Here is a 25,080-nt window from a genome sequence, read left to right as displayed (position 1 = left end):
TTCGATGAAAGTTCCGACAATGCTTGTGTACTGTATTAAGTGTCAGCAACTGATTAAGCCTGAGTCAGCCAAAAGTATTTACAAGACAGCATTTTACAAAAGTGAATTTCCGTTAGCAGAATGTAGCGAATGTGTGACGAAGCAGACGAATTGATTTTTCGGGAGGTAGCATGTTGTTTATCAAGAAATGTTCTAACTGCAACCATAAGTCCTACAGCAGCTCAAATAAGGGAGATTGGGTTTGCCCTTATTGCCTAACGATGATTACACTTGAACAAGGAACAGAAAAAAATGATAAAATTGCTTTACCTAAATAAGAGCTACTCACCTCTAACCGAATGGAGTTAGAGGTTTTTTACTACCATTTGGCAATTCTGCTGAAATCTTTACCAACTGTCACCCGATATATGCCAGATAAGTCAGGACTTTTGGCCCTACTATCATTTGGGGCAGTGGGGTAAGACGATTCGCAAAAAAATAGGACGTTTCCCCTAAAAACCCAATTGGAAAATCTTTTACCCTTATCACCCCGCTTTTCCTGCTTTAGGATGGAATTAAGCCCAAGTGCTTTCAAACAAATTCATCCAACGAACAGGAGGGAAAGAAATGACGAAGAGAAATTGGCTTCTGAAAACAACACTTGCCGTCTTATTGAGTACATCCATGGTGGCGATTGGTGAACCGGGACAAGCTTCTGCTCTAACCATAACGCAAGGCAAACAGGTAATTAAAGCGGGTGAGAAGTACCTCGGTACTCCTTATAAATACGCATCCAGTCGTTATACCAAATCGACAATGGACTGTTCCGAATTCACAATGTGGGCTTATAAAGAGGGTGTGAACATTGACCTTGGCAAAGGTGGCGCTCGTTCACAATACAAAAAGGGAACTCGTATCAAGCGCAGTGAATTGCGTGTAGGCGATCTCGTATTCTTCTCCACAGGTGCTACCATGAAGTACGCCAAGGGCACGATTGAGCGAATCGGTCACGTAGGAATCTATGCAGGTAACAATAAAGTCCTCCATACATATGGGAAGGGCGGAGTAAGATACAGCAGCATGGCAGATGGTTGGTGGGACGACCATTATGAAGCAGCGGCTCGTTTTACGAAATAACAGAATATTCAGAAATATAAACAGGTAATAAGAAGCTAGTACCCTGATGATAGGGGTGCTAGCTTTTTTTACGTGAAAATTGAACTTTTTGTTTTTGCAAATTGTTACATAGAAACAGGATAGCAAGGGGGGAGTAGCAGATCCTTGCTTATCGGGACAGCACGTATGGACTGATCGACGTTAAAGGGGAGCATATTAAACCTTGACTTAAAGTTAACTTTAAGTAGTACGATACGTGTACTGACAAAAAGAGGTGAAATTCATGTACACCATAACAGAAATGGTCCAACAAGCGAGGATCGAGGCACATACGATCCGCTATTATGAAAAAATCGGGTTATTGCCACCTGCAAAACGAAGACATGGAAAAAACCGAATCTATACAGAAACGGATTTGCGTTTTCTCCAATTCATTTTGAGTTTGAAACAAACGGGAATGTCACTCGATGATATGAAGGAGTTCGTCAAGGAAGGGTGCATTCTGGAGAGAGAAATTCCTGAAGTTGCAGAGATTATCAAGGCACGTCGTAATATTTTAAATAAACACCTGGCGACTCTGGAAGATCAGTTTCGCCAGTTGGAGCAGATTATCGGGATGACCCGGGAAAAACTGGCTGCCTATGATACGTTACTTGAAGGGAGCCAAGAGAAATGAGTCCATCATTATTGTTTAAATTATTGGCATTTCCTGTATTTACGGGCGTAACCTTTCATATAGCGGCATATACGGTCAGCTATTTTACACCAACCGCGGCAGCAGGATGGAGATTTGCCTTGGCTGCGGCGATTCTGTTGCTGGTTCTGCGAAAAAGCGGATTTGACAGGCAAACGTGGAGAACAAACGGGTGGATGTATGTACTGCTGGGAGTTTTAGGGGTTTTCGGGTTCAACACGTTGTTTTTTATGGGGATGAAATATACGTCTCCCGTGAACGGCGCCCTGATCATGGCGACCAATCCGATTGTTACCATGCTGTTAGCCGCCAGCATTCTTCGCTCCCCTGTTAGAGGGAACCAAATCATAGGGTCGTGTCTGTCGTTTGCAGGTGTTTTTCTAGTAATCACGCAAGGTTCCTGGGAAGTTATTTCTCACTTCGAGTTTTCTCTCGGCGATGCGATCATTTTTCTCGGCAATCTGTGTTGGGCCTTGTATGGTGTTCTCGGAAAGCGCTACATACATAACAGTTCGTCACTGGAAACAACTACGTACACCATGGTCGTAGGGGCGTTGTTGTTGATTGGGGTTGCCACTTTTCGACTCATCAGGTGCCGATGGTAGAGATCCCTCTGCAGGTCTGGGGAGGCATTTTGTTTATGGCAGTATGCACCAGTGTGCTAGGGTATCTGTGGTGGAATCAGGCAATCGCTGTGATTGGTGCCAACCAAACAGCCATCTTTTTTAACCTCGTTCCCATCGTTGCTATGCTTGGCTCCATGGTTTTGGGCCAGGAGATCACGTTGATTCAGCTTGCAGGAGCCGTCACAGTAATTGGCGGGGTTTTAATCAGCTTGAGTGTGAAGCAATTTTCTCATTTTTACAAGGAGTTTGCAGCCAAGGAGCAGAACTAAATAGAACAAAGGAGGGGGATATGCATGAGTCCATTTGCCAATACGCCAAATCCGCCGTATTATGCGGTCATCTTTTCGTCGGTCCGTTCGGAAGGCGACAACGGGTATAGCGAAATGGGAGACCGCATGGTAGAGTTGGCGAAACAACAACCAGGGTTTCTCGGTGTTGAGAGTGTTCGAGATGCTTCCGGCTTCGGGATCACCGTCTCTTACTGGGAGTCAGAAGAAGCGATCAAGGCGTGGAAAGACAACGCTGAACATCGAGTCGCACAAGCAAAAGGCAAAGCTGAGTGGTATCAAAACTTTATTACACGAGTCTGTAAAGTGGAACGAGAGAATGATAGACTTCAAAAACCGATTCTTTAGGAATCGGTTTTATTATTGTGCAATTCAATCGCCCGGCGTAAGCGACAAATCCCTTCTTCGATCAACTGCTCATCCGCCCAGGAGTAAGTGAGTCGAACAAACCCTGATTCAGCACCAAACACGCTGCCCGGCGTAAACAGGACGCCTCCCTGAATCCCTCGGGCAAGCAGGAGCTCATCAGGAATCGGCTGATGGAGTTGACACCAGATATGATAACTTCCTTCGGGCTGGTTCCAGATCGCTTTGTCTGACAGATGCTTGGACAGCGCATGGAGTGTGGTATCACGCCTTCTGGTCAAATGGCCTCTGATTTGCAACGTTTGCTTTTCCCAGTGTCCTTTTGCCAGATAAGCAAAGAGCAATCGCTGGGCAATGGAGCTGGTTCCATAGTCCATCTGCTGCTTGGCATCAGACAGCCTCTCAATGACGGTTTTTGGGCCTGCAATCCAGCCAATGCGCAGACCGGGAGATACGGTTTTGGACAGCGAGCCGATATAGATGACGGAGCCATTCTTCTGGTCGATTGCTTTGAGTGGAACAGGAGGAATTTCGCTGTGATTCAGTGTAATGGTACCGAATGCATCATCCTCAACAATGGGGATACGCAGTTCCTCACAGATTCGCAGCAATTCCTTGCGACGGGATAAAGAGAGTGTTGTCCCGGTTGGATTGTGGTAGGTCGGGTTGGTGAAGATCATGCGAATCCTGTGTTTTTTGTACAACGCAACAATTTCATCGGGTTTGAGGCCCTCCTGATCAACAGGCAGACGGTGAAGCCGAAGTCCTGCTGAAACAAACAAGGGCAAGGAATAGGTGTACGAGGGGCATTCCATCGCAATGGCATCGCCAGGGTTCAGCAAGCATTGGGTAATGATATGAAGGGCTTGCTGTGCGCCTGATGTAACCATAATTTCTTCAGGTGTGATTGAGATAGAAAAGTGTTTTTTCAGATGAAGAGAAATCGCTTCCCTGAGATCAGGGTCTCCTTTTGGATGCAAATAGTTGAGCGATACTAAAGAAGTTTCTTCTCGAAGCAGACCCTCCAAAATGGATGCAGGCATCAGTGATGGGGCCAGCTCCGCTTTTGCTAAATTAATAATGGAGCGGTCCATGGCAGCTTCTCGCACCTGTTTGACTAAAGGCAATGCAGGCAGGAATGTCCCACCACTCGTGTAATGCTGCCAATTTGGAATATTGCGAGGCGCAACACCCCAGTGGTGATGAGTAACCCACGTTCCACTGCCCTGAGCGGAAGTGATCAGGCCGGTTGCACGCAATTCTTCATAGGCAGCCGTGACTGTGCTGCGGTTCACCTGAAGGGCTCCTGCAAGCTCTCGTTCCGTTGGCAAGAGAGCACCAGGAGCAAGCTCACCGCACATAATTTGCTCTTCATAAAAACGGGCAATTTGTTTATAAATCGGTTCATTCGCTGATTTATCCGGTTTCCACTGCATTGGTTTGGCCTCACTTCCACTTTAAATCAAAATTGGCTGGTTACGAGATGAGCCAATTGGTTGGAGACATAGATACTCTTTCACTTTACCATATAAGATAACCAATGGATGATAGGGAAGTGGAGAAGAATGGCTCACATGAGCAATGAAACAAAAGGAATGATCTACGGGTTACTCGGTGTAATTGGATTTAGCCTGACATTGCCCACGACCAAAATAGCAGTCTCCTTTTTTGACCCGATTGTTGTTGGCTTAGGCAGAGCGATTATCGCTGCCATTCTTGCTGCGATTCTTCTCTTGATCCGACGAGAGAGGATTCCTTCCGCAAAAGAGCTAAAAAGCTTAGGCATCGTATCGCTAGGCGTCATTGTCGGATTTCCCTTGTTGTCTGCCTGGGCAATGCAACGAGTTCCGGCTACGCATGGAGCGATTGTACTGGCACTCCTGCCATTGGCGACAGCAGGTGCAGCCACTTTTTTTGCAGGTGAGAGGCCATCTCGCAGCTTCTGGCTGGCAAGTGTCGTAGGAAGCTTGGCTGTACTGGCTTATGCCGTCTATTCGGGTGTGGGTCATCTCCAATTGGCTGATCTAGCCTTGGCAGGTGCGGTAGTGGCAGCCGCAATCGGTTATGCAGAAGGCGGTAAATTAGCCCGAACGATGGGGGGCTGGCAGGTCATCAGTTGGGCACTAGTCATTGCATGCCCGTTCCTGCTTATTCCGGTAGCCGTCCAGTTACCTGCTAACCTATGGCAGGCTCCCATGGACGTTTGGATCAGTTTTGGATATGTCAGTATCATTAGTCAGTTTGTCGGATTCTTTGCCTGGTATCGTGGCTTAGCTCTCGGAGGGGTGGCAAGGGTAAGTCAGACACAGTATCTGCAACCGTTTTTCACAATCGTTGGTTCGGCGATCATTCTGGGTGAAACAATCACATGGGTCTCGGTCGTTGCTGCAATGATTGTAATTTCGGCAGTTGCGAGGGGAAAGAATGCGCCTGTGAAAATAGCAACTCCAAGTCAAAAAGCCTCTGTAGGTTAACCTGCCTGCATAGGCTTTTTGACTTAATTGTTAATGTTGCCTCGAGAAAGGCGAATCATTGTTCACGAATATTTTACATATTCAGCCTTTTTTCGAATGTAATCGACATAAAAGTGATAAGTGTCACTGTGAAATGTTGTTAATTTTGTTACTATTCATTGAAATATTTCGAAGTTATCGAACAGGGCAAACATATCCGAAAGGTATGGACGCAAAGCTACGGATCTAAGGTTCTCATCGGACTAAGATAGCCGGGTTGCCGTTTACTTTACTGATGTAACAAAGAGGTAGATGGTGAAGGCTATAGGTGTATAGTCTTCTTTTTTTATGCTCGATTCCCTTCGAAACCAATAAATAGTAGAAAGAAGGAACCGTATGGCGGGAGAGAAAAACAGTCGTCTTATTCCATTCATCCTCTTGATTCTGATCTTGGCAATCGTTCAACCTGTTGCAGCAGCAGGCTCTACCAATGCGAGCAAACCTGTTGTGTACAGTGTCACAGATGTAATCAAAAAAATCTCTCCAAGCGTGGTAGCCATCATCGGAAAGCCCGAAGAAGATGGTATTCCGCAAACGAAAGACCGATTTAACCTGATGCACGGCACAGGCGTCATTATTAAGGCGGATGGCTGGATTGTTACCAATGCTCACGTGGTAAAAGAGATGAAGCAAATTATCGTAGTAACGGCCAATGGTACGCAATATCCTGGACAAGCCACTCATATTGATGAAGAAAGCGATTTGGCTCTTGTCAAAATAAACGCCAAAGCTCTACCGACAGCGACCTTGGCGCCCAAATTGAATGTACAAGTTGGCGAGACAGTTGTAGCCATCGGAACGCCGATTTCATTTACTCTGCGCAACTCCGCTACTGTTGGGGTGGTCAGTGGAGTGGATCGCTCTGCTTTTTCTACCTATCGTTTGCTTCAAACAGATGCTGCGATTAACCCGGGTAATAGTGGAGGCCCACTTGTTAATTTAAAAGGGGAAGTCGTTGGCATCAATTCGCTCAAATATGTGTCAGTCGGTATTGATAACCTTAGCTTCGCCATTCCATCCGATACCGTAAACTACGTCCTTTCCCATTTCTTTACCTATGGAAAAGTGAAAAGAGCGTACCTGGGAGCGGAACTGGAAGAGAGCTGGGCAGCAGTAGTTGGTTTGCCAACCAATGAACCGCTTACGGTCAGCTCGGTAGAACCGGGTTCTCCAGCAGATCAAGCTGGATTAAAACCGGGTGATCTGGTTTATTCCATCGACAAAATCAACATCACCACATTGGTTGATTTTAATGAACAACTGAAAAAGTACCTTCCGGGAAAAAAAGCCGTTTTGATGGTTCAATCAAATGGTGATCTTGTCCAGCGAACGGTTACTTTTGCAGAGTTTAATAAATAAAAATGGGGGAGCGAGAAATGAAGAAATTTTTATTATCGATGGTGAGTCTACTGCTCGTATTTTCGCTTACTGGTGGACTTGCATCGGCTGATTCCGTAACCATTAAAATAAAAACGGGCAGTAATTCAGTAACAATCAATGGGGTTCAATCAACTGTAGAAACACCCTATGTACAAAACGGGCTAGCAATGGTTCCGCTCAGTGTCATCACCAAAGCATTTGGAGCAACACTCTCCTTTGACTCCAAGACACAAACAGTCGGACTGGCTTATGGAAGCAAATCGATCCAGTTCAAGGCTGGCAGCAACAAGGCAAAAGTGAACGGGAAAGAAGTAACACTTCCTGTTGCACCGCAAATGAAAAACAACACATTGATGGTTCCATTGAAATTCGTAGCTGAAACATTGGGCGCAACGGTTTCCTATGACCAAAATACGAAAGAAATCGTGTTAACGGGGAACAGCGCAACTGCCACTACTCCTGGGAACGGCTTTAATGAAGATGTAGGAAAAACGAAAATTGGCGATAGCTACATTGGTTGGACCATGAGATATCCGTCAGGTCTTGTGAAGAATGACCAAAGCTTTAAAGGAGATTGGGTCAGCTTCAAGGATGCGAAGGACGAGTATGAGCTTCGTATTTTCATTGATGAAGAACAGCCAGAGAACTACTCAAATGACGGATTGGTGAAGGTGCTACTTGAGGGTATGGAAGGTACCATTCTCTCTAAAGGGTTCGTGAAAGAAGGCAACCTGCAGTATGCAAGGGCCGTAACCAAAGAACATGGGGATTCAATCACAGAACACCGTGCCTATCAGAATAAAGATCGAATTTTCTATATCATGCTTACCGTAAACAAAGAGGATAACTTTAAAAATCCATTGAAATACCGTGCTTATAAAGATTTGTTGGACAGTTTCACAGCTTCTTTTGACAAAAATGATAAAACTGTTAAAGATATTTCTGGTGTAAAGGATAATTACCGAACTTATATTGATGAGAACTATGGATTGACTGTCAAAATCCCAGCAAAATGGGAAAAAAATGATCTAGTAGATTATCATTTCTTCCAAAATGAAGACGGTACACAAGTAGTAAAAATTAAAACAACCTCCATAACCGAAAATGATACTTTGGACGAGTGGATCAAACGCCATGAGGAAAAATATCGAGATGCTTTTGTTGAAGAGTATTTGGAAGTTGGCAAGGAAATAAAAGATACAACTATCGCTGGCGTACCTGCCAAAGAACGTGATTATGAAATGGCAGATGGGGATCGATGGTACAATGAACATGACTTCTTCTTCTTCAAAGGTAAGTACAAATATTATATTGAAATCGGATATTATCGAGATGCTAATAAAGCAGAGATTGATGCTTTGATTCGTACGGTTCAACAATCCTTGAAGATCGATCCAGCAAAAATGAATCCGGCTCTTGGTTTCATCCAGGATGAGGACATGTACGACAAGACCAAAACAATAACCATCAAGAGTGACGAATTTAATTATTCGATTGAGATTCCTGAATACTGGAAGGAAAAGTCTGGTGAGGAAGGCAATCTAAGTTACCGATTTGCAGGTGGAGATTTTGAATTTGCCGTTCTGCCTATTTCCTATGATATGTTCTCCAAAACAGTTGAAAAGGTATTTGAACAAAAAAAATTACAAATACCATCATTTACAATGATCGACTCAAAATCAGAGACAAAATTTGGGGTTAATGTAAAAAGGTATGAATACAAAGCAAGATACAATGGATATATGGTGTATACGATCACTTATATTTTTAGCAAAGGTGGCAATTCCTACGCTTTTGATATCAGCATAAACGAAGAAAACCGTTCCAAAGCCAATCTGGAGCGAGTACAAAAAGCGCTTGATTCGTTCAAGTTTATAAAATAATCGGTTTCGTCACAGACTACCTCTTAGCCAAAGGCGAAGGAGGCGAATCAAAAATGCACAAGCAGATCAAAGGCAAAGCAGACAAATACGGGGCCAAGCATGGTGGTGACGCCCATCATTCAGGTCAGAACGCCAGACAGCAAAATGAATCCAAACCTGTCCAAGGCTTTAGCCAGGCGCCAAAAGGATTGCAATAATTTCAGTGAACCCCCTTACCCAAACCGGATAAGGGGGTTTTTTTACAGATTTATTTTCCCGCTGTCTGCAACCCAGCAGCAGTAAAATTCTTCGCCATTGCCTTTGCTTTTGCAATCGCTTCTTCTTTAATTTGTCCGGCACGGTCCGGGAACTGGTTATGACCTTCCACGAACAGGCCTTCAAACTTCGTGATACCGAAGAAACTCATAATGGCACCAATGTGGCGATGCCCCATCTCCATTTGAGCGGCAGGACCTTCCGAGTAAACACCACCACGTGCTTGAATGTGGAGGGCAATTTTATCTCCCAAAAGCCCTACAGGTCCTGATTCTGTATATTTGAAAGTCTTGCCTGCAACGCACACCGCATCAATATATGCTTTCATAATCGGCGGGTAAGAGAAGTTCCACATTGGCGTGACAAAGACATATTTGTCCGCAGCCACAAATTGATCAACCAGCTCATTTAATCTGCTGATTTTGGTTTTCTCATCTGCGGAAAGCTTTTCAAACGATTCACCGGAGCGGAGCTTACCCCATCCGCTAAAGACATCAGCGTCAATTTGTGGGATATTGATCTTATACAAATCCAGATGGACGACCTGATTATTTGGATTCGATGCCCGATACTCTTCGATAAATGCTTTACCGACTGCCATACTGTAAGAAGCAGTTTCGTCATTCGGATGTGCTGTAATATAGAGAACAGTTGCCATTTGATCATCCCTTTCAAGATTATCGACTATAGGTTTCGTTATCGCTTTGGCAACTATGCTGTAGGATCGTTTCCAGAATGAAAACCAGGATGAACTTTTTTGCAATGGATTCGTTTCATTGGATATAGAGCATCGAGAGCATGATTTTTGCGGAAAGGAGTGGGGATATGGAGGAACGGCAACTGATCGAAGCAGCCAAAGCAGGAAATCGCAGTGCCACTCAAACGCTCTTTGCACAGAACTATCGATTCGTATCCAATTACTGTATCAAAATGATCGGTAGCATAGAAAAAGCACAGGATATTGTCCAGGAAACCTTTTTACGTGCCGTGGTTCATATGGAAAAGGTCCAGCCAGAAAAGAAGTTCTCTACGTGGTTGATTGCGATAGCCACCAATCTGTTTCGAGATGAACTGCGCAAACAGAAGCGAAAGGGACAGGAACCGCTGGAAGACACGCTGGAAAGCTCTGACCCGACTCCTGAGCAAACAGCATTGCTTCATATAGAGTATCAGGAGCTGCTTGATGTACTTCAAGTGCTTTCCTATGAAAAGCGCAGTGCTTTTATCCTGAAGCATTACTACGGCTTCTCTTACGAGGAAATCGCAGAAATGGCGGACTGCCCGATCGGAACGGTACGCTCAAGACTGCATGCGGCAATGAAAGGGATTACGGCAGAACTGGAAAGGAGACGGCTGCTCCCATGACTGATTTTACCGAACGTGAAAAACAGGCTCTTGCCAAAATGGATGAGCTGCATGATATAGACCCTCCGTTTGAACTGAATTTTATCAGCATCATCGAACAGGGTACGGAAATACGAGAAGCAACCAAGAAACGAGATGAGAACATCACCTTTGGTCTTTCGGCGTTGATCATACTTGTCTCACTCGCGTTATGGAGTTTCATCCTGGGAACAAGATTCATGATCGCTTCTCAGCTTGTCCTGTTTGGTATCTTTACATTAGTCCTAATACCATACGTCAAATATCGTGAATATAAGGAGGGATGAACATGAATCAGGAAATCCAACCTTGGCTCATACCGCTAGTGATTGTTGTGTTATTCATTCAGGCATGGTTTATGTTTCAGGATGCCCGCAAAAGAGGCGAAAAGTATTATTGGTTCTGGGGCATTTTTGGATTAATAAATGCTCCAGGCTCATTGCTAATTTACCTGTTGGTCACGAGGGTTTTTCGCAAAAAAAGGAAGTAAAATGAACATAACCTTTGTCATGAGGAAGAACCAAACTTCTTGCTGACAAGGGTTTTTTGTTTGCAGCAGAGATGAATGCCAAACTGTATTATAACAAAAATTCAAAAAATTATTGCAATAATACAATTCACCCACTATATTTATGATTAGTTGGAAAATCGAGACAATTTTCTGATTGGTAACGTCATTGAAGGGGGAGAAAAAGTGAGAAAAACAAATCGTTTGGTTGTACCTATTGTGCTGTTGGCATTGACTGCTTTTGGATGCAGCTCTGGTCAGGATGTACCGGCTTCATCGCAATCATCGGCCAAAGCTCCTGCTAATGCATCTGCGCCAAGCAGCACAACAACGCCTGCACCTTCGCCAGACCCGCAATCGGCACCGCAACAAACAGCACAACCAGCTCCAGCACCTGCACCCGCACCCGCTCAACCAACTGCAAATTCGGGACAAGCAACCACTCCAACTTCTACCGAGCCAGCTACACCTGCACCTACACCTACACCTGCACCTACACCTGCACAACCAGCTTCGACTGCAAGTCAGCCTGCAACTCAGAAAACACCTGCTCCGGCACCAGCACCACAACCTGCGGCTCAACCGCAAACGACTGCCAAACCAACAGATCAGCCTTCCACTCCAGGGCCAGCACCAGCACCAGCACCCAAACCTGCTCCGAAGCCTGTAGTAGTAGAGAAGTCGCCATTTGAAACGTACATCGACGGATTGCCAGGCCGTTTTGCTGCTGAGAATGCACAAGGGATAAACGTGGTGTACCAATTTGTTGTGACGGATGGTCACCCGGGTGAATATTACGTCATCATTCAGGATGGCAAATGCACCTCTGGCAAAGGCAAACAGGAGAATCCAAGTGTAACCATTACGGTGGGTGAACAGCTCTGGCTGGACATTGCAGCAGATCAAGTAAATGGAACCATGGCCTACCTGAGCGGAAAATTCTCCATCGACGGGGATACCGATCATGTAAGCAACCTCAAGAAGTATTTCAAAAAACAGTAGTATCGTTTTTCACAAACAAACAGGTAAAAAATAAAATGGAAGTTTGGGGGTAAATTCGTTGAAACAAAAAATCGCATCGGTATTATTTTCTCTCATACTCTTATTCGGCTTACTAGTACCTGCACAGGCTGCTTCCGAGGGATCGGGTATTTTTTTGGACGGTAACAAACTCGAAGTATCTTCTACGGTAGAAAATGGTCGGACATTGGTTCCGATGAGAGCGATTTTTGAAGCGCTGGGTGCACAAGTCAACTGGGATCAGGCGAGCAAAACGGTAACCGCTACCAAAGGCGAAACGGTGGTCAAGATCGTCATCGGCGGTAAAGCGTACAAAAACGATCAGGAAGTCACACTTGATGTTCCTGCCAAAGTGGTAGATAACATAACACTGGTGCCTCTTCGTTTCGTGAGTGAAGCATTGGGTGCCAAGGTTGAATTTAATCAAGAGACGAAAGATATTTCGATTACTTCTCAAGGAGATGCGAAGCCAGGCGAAACGGCAACGAATGAGACTCCATTTGAGAAATATCTGAATGGATTGCCATATAACACAGATAAGCTTGCGGGGGTAAACCGCACGGCACAATTTATTATTACAGGCGAGCATGCAGGTGAATATGCACTCGTCATCAAGGATAACAAAGTTACGTGGACCAAAGAAAAACTTCAAAAAGAGCCTGCCATTACCGTAACCACGACAGAAAAAATCTGGCTTTCCATTGCCGAAAGAAAACTGGATGCCAAAGATGCCTATCTCCGAAAGCTGATCAAGGCAGAGGGAAGCTTGTCTTTCTTCCTCGAGAGCATTGAAGCATTCCAGTATCCAAAAGCAGGAGAACAACCACCAGCTACACCTGCGCAAACAGGAACAACTACTCCGCAAAGTGGTACGACAACAGCACAAAGCGGAGAAAAGCCAAAAGCAGAGACTCCATTCGAAGAGTATCTGAACAAGCTTCCGATTAACGCAGGTTCATTAGAGGGTGTAGACAAAGAAGCCCAATTCATCATCACAGGTGAGCATGCAGGCGAATACGCACTTTTAATAAAAGATAACAAAATCGTTTGGAGCAAAGGCAAATCCAAAAACCCGGCAGTAACCGTTACAACCACTGAACAGGTATGGCTGGATGTTTCCTCTCGCAAGCTTGATCCTGCGACAACCCTGCAAGAAGGCAAGTTTAAGGTGGAAGGTACAGACGAGAACATTGCCTTCTTTATCGGAATCATCTCCGCATTTGTAGTGAAAAAACAATAGGTTATGAAGAATAGGTGAAAGAACGGTCACTAATCGACCGTTCTTTCTTTTTGTGTAAGAGAGTGAGTTGACAGCTCAGCGAAAGAGGAATACGATGTGACTATAGAGTCATATGACTTATCGGTCACTTGATAGGAGGACATCATGCCAAAGCAGACATTTTTTAATTTACCTGAGGAAAAGCGAAATCTTATCATACATCTGGCAACCGAGGAATTTGCATCTCGTCCATTCAGCAAAGCATCTCTTTCTTCCATTGTAAGTAAAGCGGGAATAGCGAAAGGAAGTATGTATCAATACTTTGAGGATAAAAAGGATTTATTTCTCTACATCGTGGGTCTGGCCGTACAAGAAAAGATGGAGTATTTGAAGCCTTATATTACATTTGATCAGAAGGAAAGTGATTTTTTCACATTACTGGAAGAAATGTTGCACGCAGGAACTCGTTTTGGCCTGGAACATCCAAAGTATGGGCAAATTGTTGGGAATGTGATGGAGCCCAATGGTGAAGAGGTACTTTTGGAAATTCATATGCAAGCAAAGCAAGCTTCCCTTGACTTCTTTTCATCTATGATTGAGTCAGCCAAAGATAAAGGAAAACTGCGGGCTGATGTAGATGCCGATATAGCCGCCTATCTTTTGTACAGTATTCTCAACAGCGGTCTTGCTGAGCTTATGTTTTTGCGTGCGGGTCTGTCCATGCGAGATTATCTTTCCAACTTGGAGAATGCCAATCAACTTTCGGAAGAAGTGATAACACAGTTTATAAAAGAAGTGGTGAAGTTTTTACGTTACGGCTTGCAAGGGGGATGACGAGATGAAACCGATCCTGACTGGGAGAAAAGTGACTAAATGGTACCAGATGGGGCAAGTTCGGGTAGAGGTTTTGAAGGGAGTAGACTTTGAGATCTTGGAAGGTGAATTTATTGTTGTACTGGGCCCGAGTGGATCAGGAAAAAGTACCTTGCTCAATATGATTGGCGGAATGGATACCGTTAGTGAGGGGGAGCTGTATTATCGTGATCGACCGCTGCATAAAGCGAATGAGCGGGAATTAACCAAGTATCGTCGGGAAGCGGTTGGATTTGTATTTCAGTTTTATAACCTGATGCCCAACCTGACTGTGTACGAAAATGTACAGCTTTCTGTAGATATTGCCAAGCACCCTTTATCCGTCATGGAGGTGCTTGCTGAGTTGGGACTGGAAGAGCGAGCCCGTTATTTCCCTTCCCAATTATCGGGTGGACAGCAGCAACGGGTGGCGATTGCAAGGGCGATGGCTAAGAATCCGGATGTCCTTCTCTGTGATGAACCGACGGGAGCGCTCGATTCTGCAACAGGGATTCAAGTACTTGCCTTCTTGCGGAAGTTTAACAAAACACAGGGAAAAACCGTCATCGTCATCACTCACAATGCCGAGGTAGCTGAGATTGCTGATCGCGTGATTTATGTAAGAGATGGCATCATTTCCGAGATCAGAGTTGTTGAATCTCCTCGTTCACCGGAGGAGGTGACGTGGTAATGCTGTGGCGCAAGATGCTGCGAGAGTTGTGGGACAATAAAACAGCCAATCTCGCCTGTATCGCAGTGATTGTGATTGGGCTGATGATTTTCACCTCCATCTCCATGGTCATGACGAACCTGGAGCAGGCAAAAGAGCGGTTTTATCAGGAAAGTCGAGTGGCTGACGGCTTTGCTGATGTTGTCGGCATCCCGTTAAGTCAGATCAGTCATCTGCAAAAGATCGAAGGAATTGAAAAAATTCAAGGACAACTTGTTAAGGATGTACGTGTCTTTCAACCAGATAAGCAAGAAAGCGTCTATCTGCGACTGGTTTCATTTGACCCCAATCAGCCCAAGGGGATCAATCAGTTAACCGTGATGAGCGGCCATCCCATTGCGGGTGAAGGAGAGATGATCTGGGTTGACGTGAATTTCTTTCGAGCGAATGCGCTAGCGATTGATGGTGAAATCCCAGTCATTATTGGCGGGAAAAAGGTGGAACTGAAGATAGCTGGCACCGCCCAACATCCTGCCTATGTCTATGCCGTCCAGTCCGTGCAAAACCCTTACTCTACCGCCGAGACATTTGGGGTGGCTTACGTGCCGAACTCCCTGATGAAGTCGCTTTTTCAAACAGACTCCATCGCTAATCAGCTCGTTTTTACACTGGCAAAAGGAACGTCCTATCAGGCTGTGGAAGAGAAAATCAAACCTCGGCTGGAACCGTATGGACTGAAAAGCATCTATCCTCGCAAGGATCAATTCAGTGATGCAATTCTTACTAATGAGTTGAAAAGCTTGCGGGCAACGGGCAATTCAATGCCTCCTCTATTCCTTGTTGTAGCGGCAGCCATTTTATATATCATGTTGAAGCGGATGATCGATCAACAGCGTGGACAAATCGGAGTGATGAAGGCATTCGGCTACACAGAATTGGAAGTGATGACACATTATCTTTCCTATTCGGCCATCATCGGGGCGGTCGGTGGGGTACTGGGTGGGCTGGCAGGGATCGCTTTATCCAAGCCGCTCACCAATCTGTATAATGATGTGTTCAACCTGCCGTATATGAATCAGAATTTCTCCCTTCACTGGGTGCTGATTAGTATCGTGATCTCCGTAGGCTTTAGTCTTTTGGCGGGGTGGTTCGGCTGCAGAGGAATTCTGCGATTGCGGCCTGCGGAATCGATGAGAGCCGCTCCGCCTCCGTCTGCGGATAAGACATGGCTGGAGCATGTGGAATTTGTTTGGAGCATGTATACCGTTCAGGGGAAGATGGCTGTGCGAAATATCGCTCGTAACAAACAGCGAAGCTTCTTCACCTTTATTGGTGTCCTGTTTTCCTTCAGTATGATGGTTACTTTTTGGTCGCTGGTAGAGTCTACAGACAGAATGATTACAGGCCAGTTTATGAAAGTGGAAACATACGATGTCAAGGTCTCTTTTCTGTCACCGCTCCCTGCCGCCAGTGTGGTAAATGAGCTTTCTCATATGGACGGGATGAAGCGGGTTGAACCCTTACTGGAAGCACCTGCAACGGTGAAACACAACTGGCACAAGAAGGACCTCATGATTACCGGAATTTCCACTGATTCGCAAATTTTTCACCTGTTCGATGAGCAGAATAAACCCTTGCGCTTGTCCGACTCAGGCATTCTTTTATCCAGATTGCTTGCAGAGCAGCTTGATGTTTCTATGGGATCGAAATTGACAGTCGAAAGCGTCTGGGCCAAAGAATCTCCTGTTACTTTTGAGGTGGTTGGGATCATCGAGTCATTTGGACTGCAAGCCTATACTTCCCTCGATACGCTTCAGGCAAAATACCATCAGGGAAAAATGGCATCCGGGGCAGTTTTTCTTATCGAATCTAGCCACTTAGACAATTTTTTGGCAAAGGCAAACGAAATGAAAATGGTGTCTTCTGTTGAGGATCGAAGCAGTATGATCGCCAACCTTTACAAACAGATTGAGACACTGCAAGCGACGATATGGATCATGGTAGGATTTGCGACCATTTCTGGTTTTGCCATTTTATACAACACCAGTCTCATTTCATTTTCTGAGCGGAAAAGAGAACTTGCATCGCTGCTTGTTCTCGGGTTCACTCCTCGTGAAGTGCAGCAAATCATCACGACGGAATTATGGCTCATTGGCGGAGTTGCCATGCTCTTTGGAATTCCTTTTGCCTGGCAGATGAAATACGGTGTACAGGAATCAATGGAAAGCGATATGTATTCAGTCGGGATCCATATCTCAGGTGAGTCATATCTGCTGGCAGCGGTTGCTACTGTCATTGCCGTACTTGTTGCCCAATTCATCATGCTTAAAAAAATCGAAAAGTTGTCGCTCGTTGAAGTATTGAAAGATCGGGAGTAGTGAAAGGAAACCCTACGCAAGGGAGGAGAAGATTCATGAAAAAACAATGGAAGTGGCTCATCTGGAGTTGCATATTCGTGCTGATTGCTGCTTACTTCGTGTGGATGAAGCAAAAGCCGATTCAGGTCGAAGTGCTTGAGATACAGCCGCAAACGCTGGCAGATGTGGTTACGGAAGATGGGACAGTAGTTTCGAAGCGGGAGTCCAGGGTTTCGGGTGAAATTGGCGGCAAAATCAACCGAATTCACGTAACAGAGGGGCAGTTCGTGAAAAAAGGAACACTGCTCTATGAAATCGATACAGAAGATACGAAATATCAGTTGGCTCGTTTGCAAGGGGAACTGACCAGCGTAGAGGGACAGGAAAAACAAACGAGCAAATCGCCATACTCTTCGGAGATCGCAAGACAGCAAGCTGTGATTGAAGAAGCAAATCTGCAGTTGGATGTGGCAAATGAAGAGTGGGAACGAATGAAATCCATGTACGAAGCAAACGCAGTCAGCAAGCAGCAGTTGGACCAGGCCGACCGGGCAGTGAAACAGGCACAGAACGCCTTGTCACGAGAGCAGCAAGGCTTGCAACTGATTTTGGATCAACATAAACCTGTTCAAGGAACCAGACAACAATTTACCGGAACCAAAGATTCACTAACAGCCCAGATCGAACAACTGAAGTTTTCTCAGGCAAAAGGATTGGTGAGTGCGCCAATGGATGGTGTGATCAAAGAAATCCTGTTCCACGAAGGGGAGATGATCGGTCCGGCAACACCTGTCGTCACCTTGTTCCAATCAGCACCTTTTGAAGTCGAGACCTTTGTGTTAAGTGAGGATGTTCCCGATATTCAGCCAGGGATGGAAGTGACATTGGTACAGGAGCGAAAGGGGAAAGCTGAACACTGGAGCGGCAAAGTCTCCAAGATTGCTTCAGTTGCCGTCTCTCGCACGTCTCCCTTAGGGTTATCAGAACAGCGAGTCAAGATCACGATTCAACCAGCGAAGGATCATGTCGCTTTGCGATTGGGCGATCAAATCGACGTTCAGTTTGTCACCCATGAGGAACAGAACAGACTGATTTTGCCTAAAACAGTCCTTTTCCCTATGGAAGATGAGGATGCGGTATGGGTAGTAAGAGAAGGAAAGGCATACGTACAGAAAGTGCTAAAAGGGTATGAAACAGCCGATGAGGTTGCTGTTGACGGAGGGCTTGTGCCTGGTGAACTGGTGATCAATGATCCACAGGTCAAAGGATTGGCGGATGGAAAAGCAGTGGAAGCCAAGGCGGTTCAACGGTGAGCGAAATATTTTTGAAACAAAAAGAAAGCCATGCGTCCGAAGCATGGCAGTTTGGGGCCCCGCCCGATGCCAGCGATAGCTTGTGTCGGGTGGGTTTTCTTAGCATTTGTATTCGAATTCGCAGTAAGACTTGCTGTAGTAGTACTCAATATCGTCATCTGTCATGTAGACGAATTTGTCATGCTCCCAGCCGAGCCGCTTTGAAATGTGATCAATCATATTCTTGCGTTCTTGACGTGTAATCATAGATTCTCCACTCCTTTGGAATTGTCTCAATCTGTTTCTGTACAACGATTGATTTGTTAGTTGTATTATATAACAGTTGCGATGCGTTTGACAATCACTGTAACAAAGTTTTCGCAAAATTAGGTAAATAGAAGGAGTGCAGGATGTTGATAAACGAACCTGTGTTCGCATATAATACAAACAAATGTTCCTACACGTGGTGATGAAAATGGAAGTTGATCGTCTGATCCGAAGTTGGCTAGTCTGGCGGGAAACCAGTCTACATCTACAAAACGACAAGCAGTTAATCGCTTCATCCTCTGTTCGTTTTCCTATGGGGTATGAGTACCTGCTTCAATATTTACTAAGTGCAAGTCAATTCATGACGCAAACCAGCTATCGCAGATTGAGCAAACAGGGGGTGAGAATCCTCGGGGAACACAAGGAGGACAGAGAGTACTTTGTGCTGTGCAAGCATCAGCAAAAAACACGAATGATTCGTATGACCCATGACCAGCTCAAGGGTGAGATGCAAAAGAAAATGGAAGAGTTGATTCGCAATGTAGGGGGAGTATCTGAAGTATCCCAACTAAAGAAGTAGTAAAAACGAACGTTCGGCTGTTGTTGTTGTCGTAATGAACGGTTTTTGGCTTGCTGGATAAATGTTTATATCAGAACGTTCGGATTTAGCCTTGTCGATCGAAGGAGATTGTGATACATTGTAACTCATACGAAATAAATAGTTGCTCGTATAATTTTTGGGGATATGGCCCATAAGTTTCTACCAGGCGACCGTAAATTGCCTGACTACGAGTGAAAGAGCCCCTAGGGTTCCACTTCTTGTTGTTTCCTTTATTGGAAGGAGATGCGTAGAGAAGGTTGGTCCGAGCGGGGCTGGCACGATCATGCTTTTTGTGCTACACCTAAGGGAGAAAAGCCCAGAGGGACAGGTTTCACTTGAACTGCGTTTTTTGACGTATTCAGTGATCTGTCCGTCTGGGTTTCTTTGTTTTTTTCATTCTATTTTAAAGGAGTAGAGGATTTTGAAGGAGTTGCAAGACCGCATCATCCAAGACGGGAATGTCCTTTCCAGCCACGTGTTGAAAGTTGATTCATTTCTCAATCATCAGGTTGACCCCATGCTCGTATCAAAGATTGGCAAAGAATTCGCAAGCGTGTTTGCAAATGAGAAAATTACCAAAGTGATCACGATTGAGTCAAGTGGAATACATTTTGCTTTTGCAACAGCACTCGCTCTGGAAGTTCCTTTTATCTACGCCAAGAAGAAAAAAGCAGTAACACTCACGGAAGACGTGTACTCATCTTCTGTCCATTCGTTTACGAGACAGGAAACATACCAGATCAGTGTATCCAAGCGTTATTTGAACGCAGAAGATCGGGTGCTGATCATTGATGATTTTCTGGCAACGGGCGCTGCACTTATCGGTTTGAAAGAAATCGTGGAGGCATCTGGCGCAACGCTTGTAGGCGTAGGAACCGTCATCGAAAAAAGCTTCCAGGAAGGCAGAGCCCTACTGGAGGAGGCGGGGGTTCGCATCTACTCCCTTGCACGGATTGAATCCATGTCACCAACACACATTCAATTCATTGAAGAGGAACAAAATGTGATGAAGAAGGAGCGTTTGGAGAATGTTAAGTAAGCAAAAGGTTATTACGCTAGGATTGCAGCATGTCCTCGCCATGTACGCAGGGGCAGTCGTCGTTCCACTGATCATCGGGGGTGCGTTGAAACTGTCACCAGCTCAGATGGCTTACCTGATAGCTGCTGATTTGTTTACTTGCGGGATTGCGACGTTGTTGCAAGTAATCGGAACCCGTTATGTGGGGATTCGTTTACCCGTTGTTCTTGGCTGTACTTTCACAGCAGTAGGTCCAATCATTGCGATTTCCCTTACGTCCAACCTGGCTACTGCGTACGGTGCGATCATTCTTGCGGGTATATTCGTTTTCCTGGCAGCGCCTTTGTTTGGTAAACTCCTTCGCTTTTTCCCAACGGTTGTTACCGGTTCTGTTGTTACAATCATTGGTTTGTCACTCATCCCTGTTGCGATGAACAATGCGGCAGGCGGACAAGGAAGCCCTGATTTTGGTCAACCTAGCAACCTGTTATTAGCTCTTGGCACACTTGTTGTGATCCTTTTAATTAATCGTTTTTCTACTGGATTTCTCCGTGCCATCTCTGTTCTTGTTGGTCTGATCGCAGGAACTGTGGTTGGTTATTTCATGGGATTGGTTAACTTCTCTAATGTGGCACAAAGCTCCTGGTTCAATATCGTTCAGCCTTTCTACTTCGGTGCACCACAGTTTAATATCGTAGCCATTTTAACGATGATTCTTGTCTGTATCATCAGTATGGTAGAGTCAACGGGTGTCTATTTCGCTCTTGGCAAAGTAACCGACAAAAAAATCGAATCTGACGACATCGTGAAAGGGTTGCGTGCAGAGGGACTTGCTATTGTCCTTGGTGGAATTTTCAATGCATTCCCATACACCACCTACTCCCAAAACGTTGGTCTTGTCTCGCTTACCCGTGTCAAAACTCGTGACGTTATCGTTGCCTCCGGTTTTATCCTGATTATACTTGGTCTCTTGCCTAAGTTGGCAGCATTGACGACAGTGATTCCGAATCCTGTCTTGGGCGGGGCGATGGTTGCCATGTTCGGAATGGTTGTAGCGTCAGGGATCAACATTCTTTCTAGTGTAGACTTGCGCCAAAACGAAAACCTGCTCATTGCTGCATGCAGTATTGCAGTCGGTCTTGGCTCTGCGGCTGTTCCACAAATGTTTGACCAGCTTCCAGAGATGGCCAAGATGCTTTTGCAAAGCGGGATCGTAACCGGATCAGTGACGGCGGTTGTCCTTAATATTTTGCTGAACCACAATCGGCAAACAGCACCACTTCCTGTTCAAACATCGGTTAACTAAACGGTTATGATCGTTTAGTTGCCCGCTAGCAAAACTGTCGACAATAGTGAAACAAAGAAGAGTAAGTTGCGGGAAACCCAGCTTGCTCTTTTTTCTTTTTTTCATAAGTTCATCCACAATTAACCATTTCAGGTGTTACAATTGACAATATCGGGTATAGATATTTAGTGAACATGATCAGGTTTTAGTGTGGGTTTTTGTGGGAGGGAGTTTGGCATGACCGATAGATCACTCGATTCAGAAGGGATTTTGGACCTGATACGTCAACTGGAAACAGAGACATATGCACAGACTGTTTTAAATCCCAATGACGGCTATGTATTCGTAGAGAACCAGGTCATCTACGTAATTGATGCGCAGGCGGGAGGGCGACAACCTTCCGTGGTACCGAGTAAAACGGTAGAGTTGTCAGTCAACGGTACAAAAATACCTCAAAAAATGGTTGTCTACGCCAAGGACCGCATCACTTGGCGAATTATTGAAGAACAAGTGCGGCCGTATCAAATTACGATTTCCGATAATCAAATGGAGGTCTACTTAACGATTGAACCTGAGCGGTTAATTAGTCAAATCTTAAAAACTTCAGAACCATGTCTTTTGTATCGACCCGAAACGGAAGGATTACCTCTGACGGATACTGCTTTTGTAAATGAGCAGATCGTTGGTGAGTTGTCCAATTTACAGATTGTTGCTGAAATTAATCACTCCGAAATAGAGCGTGCCATTCAGGAGAAGAATGGTGAGCCGGTAGTAATCGCCAAAGGGATTCCAGAGGTACATGGGCGAGATGGATATGTGGAAACGTTTTTTGGCAACACCACGGAACATGTGCTAAGTGAATACAACGGTCGGGTAGACTACCGGGAGCGCATCCAGATACCCAGCGTAAAACAGGGCGATCCACTTGGTGTCATTCATCCGGCAGTACCGGGCTCTTCAGGCGAAAATGTATTTGGAAAGGAAGTCAGTCCTCCTGCTGTATCCGATACAGTTGTGATTACACGCAGAAATGTATCGATCAACAGCAATGGTCAAGCAGTTGCCCTAAAGGACGGAAGACCATCCCTTACCGGGGACAAGGTAAAATATTTTGATATTCAAACGGTCTATACGGTAGAAGGCGATGTCGATCTTTCGGTAGGGAATGTTTATTTTAACGGCGATGTTGTGATTAAAGGCGATGTAAAAGAGACCATGCGTGTAGAAGCATCCGGGAATGTCTACATTTACGGCAGTGCCCATAGTGCGACAATCATTTCAGCACAAAATGTCTATATAAAAGGACACGCCACCAAATGTGAAGTGTACGGCGGTAAACTTGGCCTGATCTACAGTCGGATCTACAGCTATTTCCAGTGTTTTATTGAGCTTCATGAGGGCTTGGAGCGTGACTCCAAAAAAGTGCATAAGCTGATGGAGGAACGGGGAAAAAATGTAGCGATTGGTCAAATCGTCTCTCTCCTGATTCAGGAACAGTATAAACAAATCATCAGTTTAATCAATCAATATGATGAAGCCTTACAGGGAGCAGGCAAAATGCTTCCGATGGAATTTACCATCACGGGTCGTTTGCTTCAGCTTTTCAAAAATACAGAATTAATGGGTACCATTAAACAATTTCAAGATTTCAGGAAGGTATACGAATACATTTTGAACCTTAAATTGCAGATAGAGAACAGTGTATTCGAAGAAAGTGACATCGTTATTGGTTCTGCCAACTTTTCAAAACTGGCTACCAATGGGTCTTTGCTAGTAACGGGTCCAGGGCTCGTTCACTGCGAAGTAGAGGTGGAGCGTGATTGTCTCTTTAAAAATGCGGAAGGGTCTTGTAAAGGGGGCTCTGTCTATGCTCGCCGCAAAATCAGGATGGCTGAAGCAGGTACTCCATTCGGTCGAAATACATTCCTGCGCGCAGGAGAATCCGTACGTCTAGGACGAGCCTACGGTGTGACAATCCGTGTGGGTGATCGTATGATCGAACTGCTAGAGGATAAAAAAGATGTCTGCCTCTGGATTGACAATGACGGCAACCTGAATCAAAGTTGCTCACGAATAGTAGATTAATTTATGTAGAAAAGAGACGTTCCTATGGGAAGGTCTCTTTTCTTGATTAGGAATATCGATAGAAAAATTTTTATTATAAAAAATTATTTGATTATTCCGATTGTATAACTTATGATGAGGATAAATCGAATGGATTGAGGGGGAATACGAAGTGATTTCTTTTAAACGATTAAGTGAATGTACGCTTGTCGAGGCAGTTGAACTGTGGAATCGTGGATTTGAGGGATACTACTTCCCGATGACAACCAATGTTTTTTCCTTTGTTCAAAGAGTCGCTAATGAAGGACTTTCTCTCGATCATTCAATCGTAGCCGTAAAGGACGGACAGTTGATTGGTTTTGTCTTAACTGGGATTCGGAACCTGAACGGAAAGAAGGTTGCATGGAATGGCGGTACGGGGGTAGTGCCTGAATATCGTCACCAAGGTGTAGGCAAGGCTCTGATGAAGGAAGTATTTGAATTATATCGCAGGGAAGGTGTATCGGTTGCAACCCTAGAAGCAATCAGCGCCAATGAAAAGGCAATATCATTATATGAACAAATGGGCTATCAAGTAGTGGATAAACTCTACTTCTATCATCAGTCGGAGCCGTTGCAACCATTAGTCTCAGGTGCTGCTTCCTCAGTCGAATTCAACTACAGAACGAAAAAGGGAGTTCCGCATGATGTACAGATACTTCCGTTTTATCGTGCAGAGGCTGCCTGGCAGACACAATGGGCTAGTGTGAGAGATGGCGAATCATTAGTCGTCATAGATGAGGATGGCGAACCGATAGCTTATGCCCTCTTCAGGAGAACTCGCAATGAAGAAGGGAAACTATTAAGTATTAATCTTTATCAGGCTGAAGTAAAGCCAAATCACCCGAATGAAAAGGACATCTATATTTATCTTCTAACAAAAGTTTATTGTCCCCTGGAGCTTGCCGTAAACCGAGGTACCGTAAATATACCGGCCTCTAATCATCTCTTGACATCGCTGCTTCTTGAATGGGGATTTTCATCACGAGCAGAGCAAGTCTGGATGAAATGCCAAATGGATAATTTTTCCTGTTGAAATACTAGAACCAATCATGATAAGATGCTTTTTGTCGCTACACGAGAGAGAAGATAGTGTTGAAATAAAATTAAAAAACACTATTGACTTTCAAGTGAAGAACTGATAGAGTATATAAATGTCGCCGCTGATTGTCGAATCTTGCGGATGACGATACGGATCAGTTTTACATGACAAAATGCTCTTTGAAAACTGAACAATAAAGCGTTTTATAGTGAATCAAACACTAGCCAAGTGAATTGTTTTGCAGTTTAGAATCAACTCGATCTTTTTGGAGAGTTTGATCCTGGCTCAGGACGAACGCTGGCGGCGTGCCTAATACATGCAAGTCGAGCGAGGGTCTTCGGACCCTAGCGGCGGACGGGTGAGT

24 protein-coding genes, 1 rRNA gene, 1 pseudogene and 2 riboswitches are annotated in these 25,080 nt (G+C 44.9%); of the genes and pseudogenes, 23 read left to right on the top strand and 3 right to left on the bottom strand.

What is annotated here, in order from left to right:
• The first annotated feature begins 606 nt into the window (after nucleotides 1-606).
• From ACPW7N_RS10860 to ACPW7N_RS10845, 4 genes and pseudogenes are all read left to right on the top strand, one after another.
• Nucleotides 607-1,116 (top strand): C40 family peptidase, encoded by a 510-nt coding sequence (locus ACPW7N_RS10860; protein WP_425651102.1) that lies wholly within the window; start codon nucleotides 607-609, stop codon nucleotides 1,114-1,116.
• Between the two features lie 262 nt (nucleotides 1,117-1,378).
• Nucleotides 1,379-1,771: a MerR family transcriptional regulator gene (locus ACPW7N_RS10855; protein ID WP_425651101.1), complete on the top strand. Its 393-nt coding sequence runs from the start codon at nucleotides 1,379-1,381 to the stop codon at nucleotides 1,769-1,771.
• Nucleotides 1,768-2,684: pseudogene (locus tag ACPW7N_RS10850) on the top strand (DMT family transporter). The gene ACPW7N_RS10855 and the pseudogene ACPW7N_RS10850 overlap by 4 nt, the downstream one beginning before the upstream one ends.
• 24 nt (nucleotides 2,685-2,708) lie before the next feature.
• The gene (locus ACPW7N_RS10845; RefSeq protein WP_425651100.1) at nucleotides 2,709-3,050 is read left to right on the top strand and encodes an antibiotic biosynthesis monooxygenase family protein; all 342 of its coding nucleotides are present in this window, start codon (nucleotides 2,709-2,711) and stop codon (nucleotides 3,048-3,050) included.
• On the opposite strand, the gene ACPW7N_RS10840 is transcribed toward ACPW7N_RS10845, so the two are convergent.
• On the bottom strand, nucleotides 3,047-4,504 hold the full coding sequence (locus tag ACPW7N_RS10840) for an aminotransferase-like domain-containing protein (RefSeq protein WP_425651099.1): 1,458 nt from the start codon (nucleotides 4,502-4,504) through the stop codon (nucleotides 3,047-3,049). The two genes, ACPW7N_RS10845 and ACPW7N_RS10840, sit on opposite strands and share 4 nt — an antisense overlap.
• A gap of 138 nt (nucleotides 4,505-4,642) precedes the next feature.
• Here ACPW7N_RS10840 and ACPW7N_RS10835 point away from each other — a divergent pair, with 138 nt between their 5' ends.
• The 4 genes from ACPW7N_RS10835 to ACPW7N_RS10820 all read left to right on the top strand — a co-directional run bounded on the left by ACPW7N_RS10835 (nucleotide 4,643) and on the right by ACPW7N_RS10820 (nucleotide 9,041).
• Nucleotides 4,643-5,542 carry a DMT family transporter gene (locus tag ACPW7N_RS10835; protein WP_425651098.1) on the top strand — a complete coding sequence of 300 codons (900 nt, stop codon included), beginning with the start codon at nucleotides 4,643-4,645 and terminating at the stop codon, nucleotides 5,540-5,542.
• Nucleotides 5,543-5,717: 175 nt separating this feature from the next.
• A riboswitch (cyclic di-GMP riboswitch) is annotated at nucleotides 5,718-5,806 on the top strand.
• 111 nt (nucleotides 5,807-5,917) lie between these two features.
• Entirely contained in the window at nucleotides 5,918-6,940 is a 1,023-nt protein-coding gene (locus ACPW7N_RS10830; protein ID WP_425651097.1) for a S1C family serine protease, read from the top strand.
• A 17-nt stretch (nucleotides 6,941-6,957) separates the two neighbouring features.
• A complete protein-coding gene (locus ACPW7N_RS10825; RefSeq protein ID WP_425651096.1) occupies nucleotides 6,958-8,844 on the top strand; it encodes a stalk domain-containing protein in 1,887 nt (628 codons plus the stop codon).
• A 53-nt stretch (nucleotides 8,845-8,897) separates the two neighbouring features.
• Nucleotides 8,898-9,041: a hypothetical protein gene (locus ACPW7N_RS10820; RefSeq protein WP_425651095.1), complete on the top strand. Its 144-nt coding sequence runs from the start codon at nucleotides 8,898-8,900 to the stop codon at nucleotides 9,039-9,041.
• A 50-nt stretch (nucleotides 9,042-9,091) separates the two neighbouring features.
• Here ACPW7N_RS10820 and ACPW7N_RS10815 read toward each other — a convergent pair whose 3' ends face one another.
• Nucleotides 9,092-9,757 carry an FMN-dependent NADH-azoreductase gene (locus ACPW7N_RS10815; RefSeq protein WP_425651094.1) on the bottom strand — a complete coding sequence of 222 codons (666 nt, stop codon included), beginning with the start codon at nucleotides 9,755-9,757 and terminating at the stop codon, nucleotides 9,092-9,094.
• Between the two features lie 167 nt (nucleotides 9,758-9,924).
• Here ACPW7N_RS10815 and sigY point away from each other — a divergent pair, with 167 nt between their 5' ends.
• The 9 genes from sigY (at nucleotide 9,925) to ACPW7N_RS10770 (ending at nucleotide 18,421) form a co-directional block, all read left to right on the top strand.
• A complete protein-coding gene (sigY, locus tag ACPW7N_RS10810; RefSeq protein ID WP_425651093.1) occupies nucleotides 9,925-10,464 on the top strand; it encodes an RNA polymerase sigma factor SigY in 540 nt (179 codons plus the stop codon).
• The gene (locus ACPW7N_RS10805) at nucleotides 10,461-10,769 is read left to right on the top strand and encodes a hypothetical protein (protein WP_425651092.1); all 309 of its coding nucleotides are present in this window, start codon (nucleotides 10,461-10,463) and stop codon (nucleotides 10,767-10,769) included. The genes sigY and ACPW7N_RS10805 overlap by 4 nt, the downstream gene beginning before the upstream one ends.
• A gap of 2 nt (nucleotides 10,770-10,771) precedes the next feature.
• Complete coding sequence (locus ACPW7N_RS10800) at nucleotides 10,772-10,972, top strand: sigmaY antisigma factor component (RefSeq protein WP_425651091.1); 201 nt, start codon at nucleotides 10,772-10,774, stop codon at nucleotides 10,970-10,972.
• Nucleotides 10,973-11,176: 204 nt separating this feature from the next.
• Entirely contained in the window at nucleotides 11,177-11,992 is an 816-nt protein-coding gene (locus ACPW7N_RS10795) for an SCP2 sterol-binding domain-containing protein (RefSeq protein ID WP_425651090.1), read from the top strand.
• 58 nt (nucleotides 11,993-12,050) lie between these two features.
• Complete coding sequence (locus ACPW7N_RS10790; protein ID WP_425651089.1) at nucleotides 12,051-13,250, top strand: stalk domain-containing protein; 1,200 nt, start codon at nucleotides 12,051-12,053, stop codon at nucleotides 13,248-13,250.
• Between the two features lie 144 nt (nucleotides 13,251-13,394).
• On the top strand, nucleotides 13,395-14,063 hold the full coding sequence (locus ACPW7N_RS10785; protein ID WP_425651088.1) for a TetR/AcrR family transcriptional regulator: 669 nt from the start codon (nucleotides 13,395-13,397) through the stop codon (nucleotides 14,061-14,063).
• A gap of 4 nt (nucleotides 14,064-14,067) precedes the next feature.
• Nucleotides 14,068-14,772, top strand: coding sequence for an ABC transporter ATP-binding protein (locus tag ACPW7N_RS10780; RefSeq protein WP_425651087.1), 705 nt, complete (start codon nucleotides 14,068-14,070; stop codon nucleotides 14,770-14,772).
• Nucleotides 14,772-17,129: an ABC transporter permease gene (locus ACPW7N_RS10775; protein ID WP_425651086.1), complete on the top strand. Its 2,358-nt coding sequence runs from the start codon at nucleotides 14,772-14,774 to the stop codon at nucleotides 17,127-17,129. Before ACPW7N_RS10780 ends, ACPW7N_RS10775 begins: the two co-directional genes overlap by 1 nt.
• A gap of 35 nt (nucleotides 17,130-17,164) precedes the next feature.
• Nucleotides 17,165-18,421 (top strand): efflux RND transporter periplasmic adaptor subunit, encoded by a 1,257-nt coding sequence (locus ACPW7N_RS10770; protein WP_425651085.1) that lies wholly within the window; start codon nucleotides 17,165-17,167, stop codon nucleotides 18,419-18,421.
• 99 nt (nucleotides 18,422-18,520) lie between these two features.
• On the opposite strand, the gene ACPW7N_RS10765 is transcribed toward ACPW7N_RS10770, so the two are convergent.
• Nucleotides 18,521-18,667 (bottom strand): BH0509 family protein, encoded by a 147-nt coding sequence (locus ACPW7N_RS10765; RefSeq protein WP_425651084.1) that lies wholly within the window; start codon nucleotides 18,665-18,667, stop codon nucleotides 18,521-18,523.
• A gap of 208 nt (nucleotides 18,668-18,875) precedes the next feature.
• Here ACPW7N_RS10765 and ACPW7N_RS10760 point away from each other — a divergent pair, with 208 nt between their 5' ends.
• The 6 genes from ACPW7N_RS10760 to ACPW7N_RS10735 form a co-directional block, all read left to right on the top strand.
• Nucleotides 18,876-19,247 carry a YhjD family protein gene (locus ACPW7N_RS10760; RefSeq protein WP_425651083.1) on the top strand — a complete coding sequence of 124 codons (372 nt, stop codon included), beginning with the start codon at nucleotides 18,876-18,878 and terminating at the stop codon, nucleotides 19,245-19,247.
• 126 nt (nucleotides 19,248-19,373) lie between these two features.
• Nucleotides 19,374-19,476, top strand: a riboswitch (purine riboswitch).
• A gap of 213 nt (nucleotides 19,477-19,689) precedes the next feature.
• Nucleotides 19,690-20,307, top strand: a complete 618-nt coding sequence (locus ACPW7N_RS10755) for a xanthine phosphoribosyltransferase (RefSeq protein ID WP_425651082.1) — start codon at nucleotides 19,690-19,692, stop codon at nucleotides 20,305-20,307.
• Complete coding sequence (locus ACPW7N_RS10750) at nucleotides 20,297-21,592, top strand: nucleobase:cation symporter-2 family protein (RefSeq protein WP_425651081.1); 1,296 nt, start codon at nucleotides 20,297-20,299, stop codon at nucleotides 21,590-21,592. Before ACPW7N_RS10755 ends, ACPW7N_RS10750 begins: the two co-directional genes overlap by 11 nt.
• 216 nt (nucleotides 21,593-21,808) lie before the next feature.
• Complete coding sequence (locus ACPW7N_RS10745) at nucleotides 21,809-23,656, top strand: DUF342 domain-containing protein (protein ID WP_425651080.1); 1,848 nt, start codon at nucleotides 21,809-21,811, stop codon at nucleotides 23,654-23,656.
• A gap of 151 nt (nucleotides 23,657-23,807) precedes the next feature.
• Nucleotides 23,808-24,710 carry a GNAT family N-acetyltransferase gene (locus ACPW7N_RS10740; protein ID WP_425651079.1) on the top strand — a complete coding sequence of 301 codons (903 nt, stop codon included), beginning with the start codon at nucleotides 23,808-23,810 and terminating at the stop codon, nucleotides 24,708-24,710.
• Between the two features lie 268 nt (nucleotides 24,711-24,978).
• A 16S ribosomal RNA gene (locus ACPW7N_RS10735) occupies nucleotides 24,979-25,080 on the top strand; the annotation flags it as partial.

This window comes from Brevibacillus nigriterrae (genome assembly GCF_049846925.1).
In the GTDB taxonomy this organism is placed as follows: Bacteria; Bacillota; Bacilli; order Brevibacillales; family Brevibacillaceae; genus Brevibacillus_H.
The sequence above is the reverse complement of the archived record's forward strand: the minus strand, read 5'-3'. Positions and strand labels throughout refer to the sequence as shown.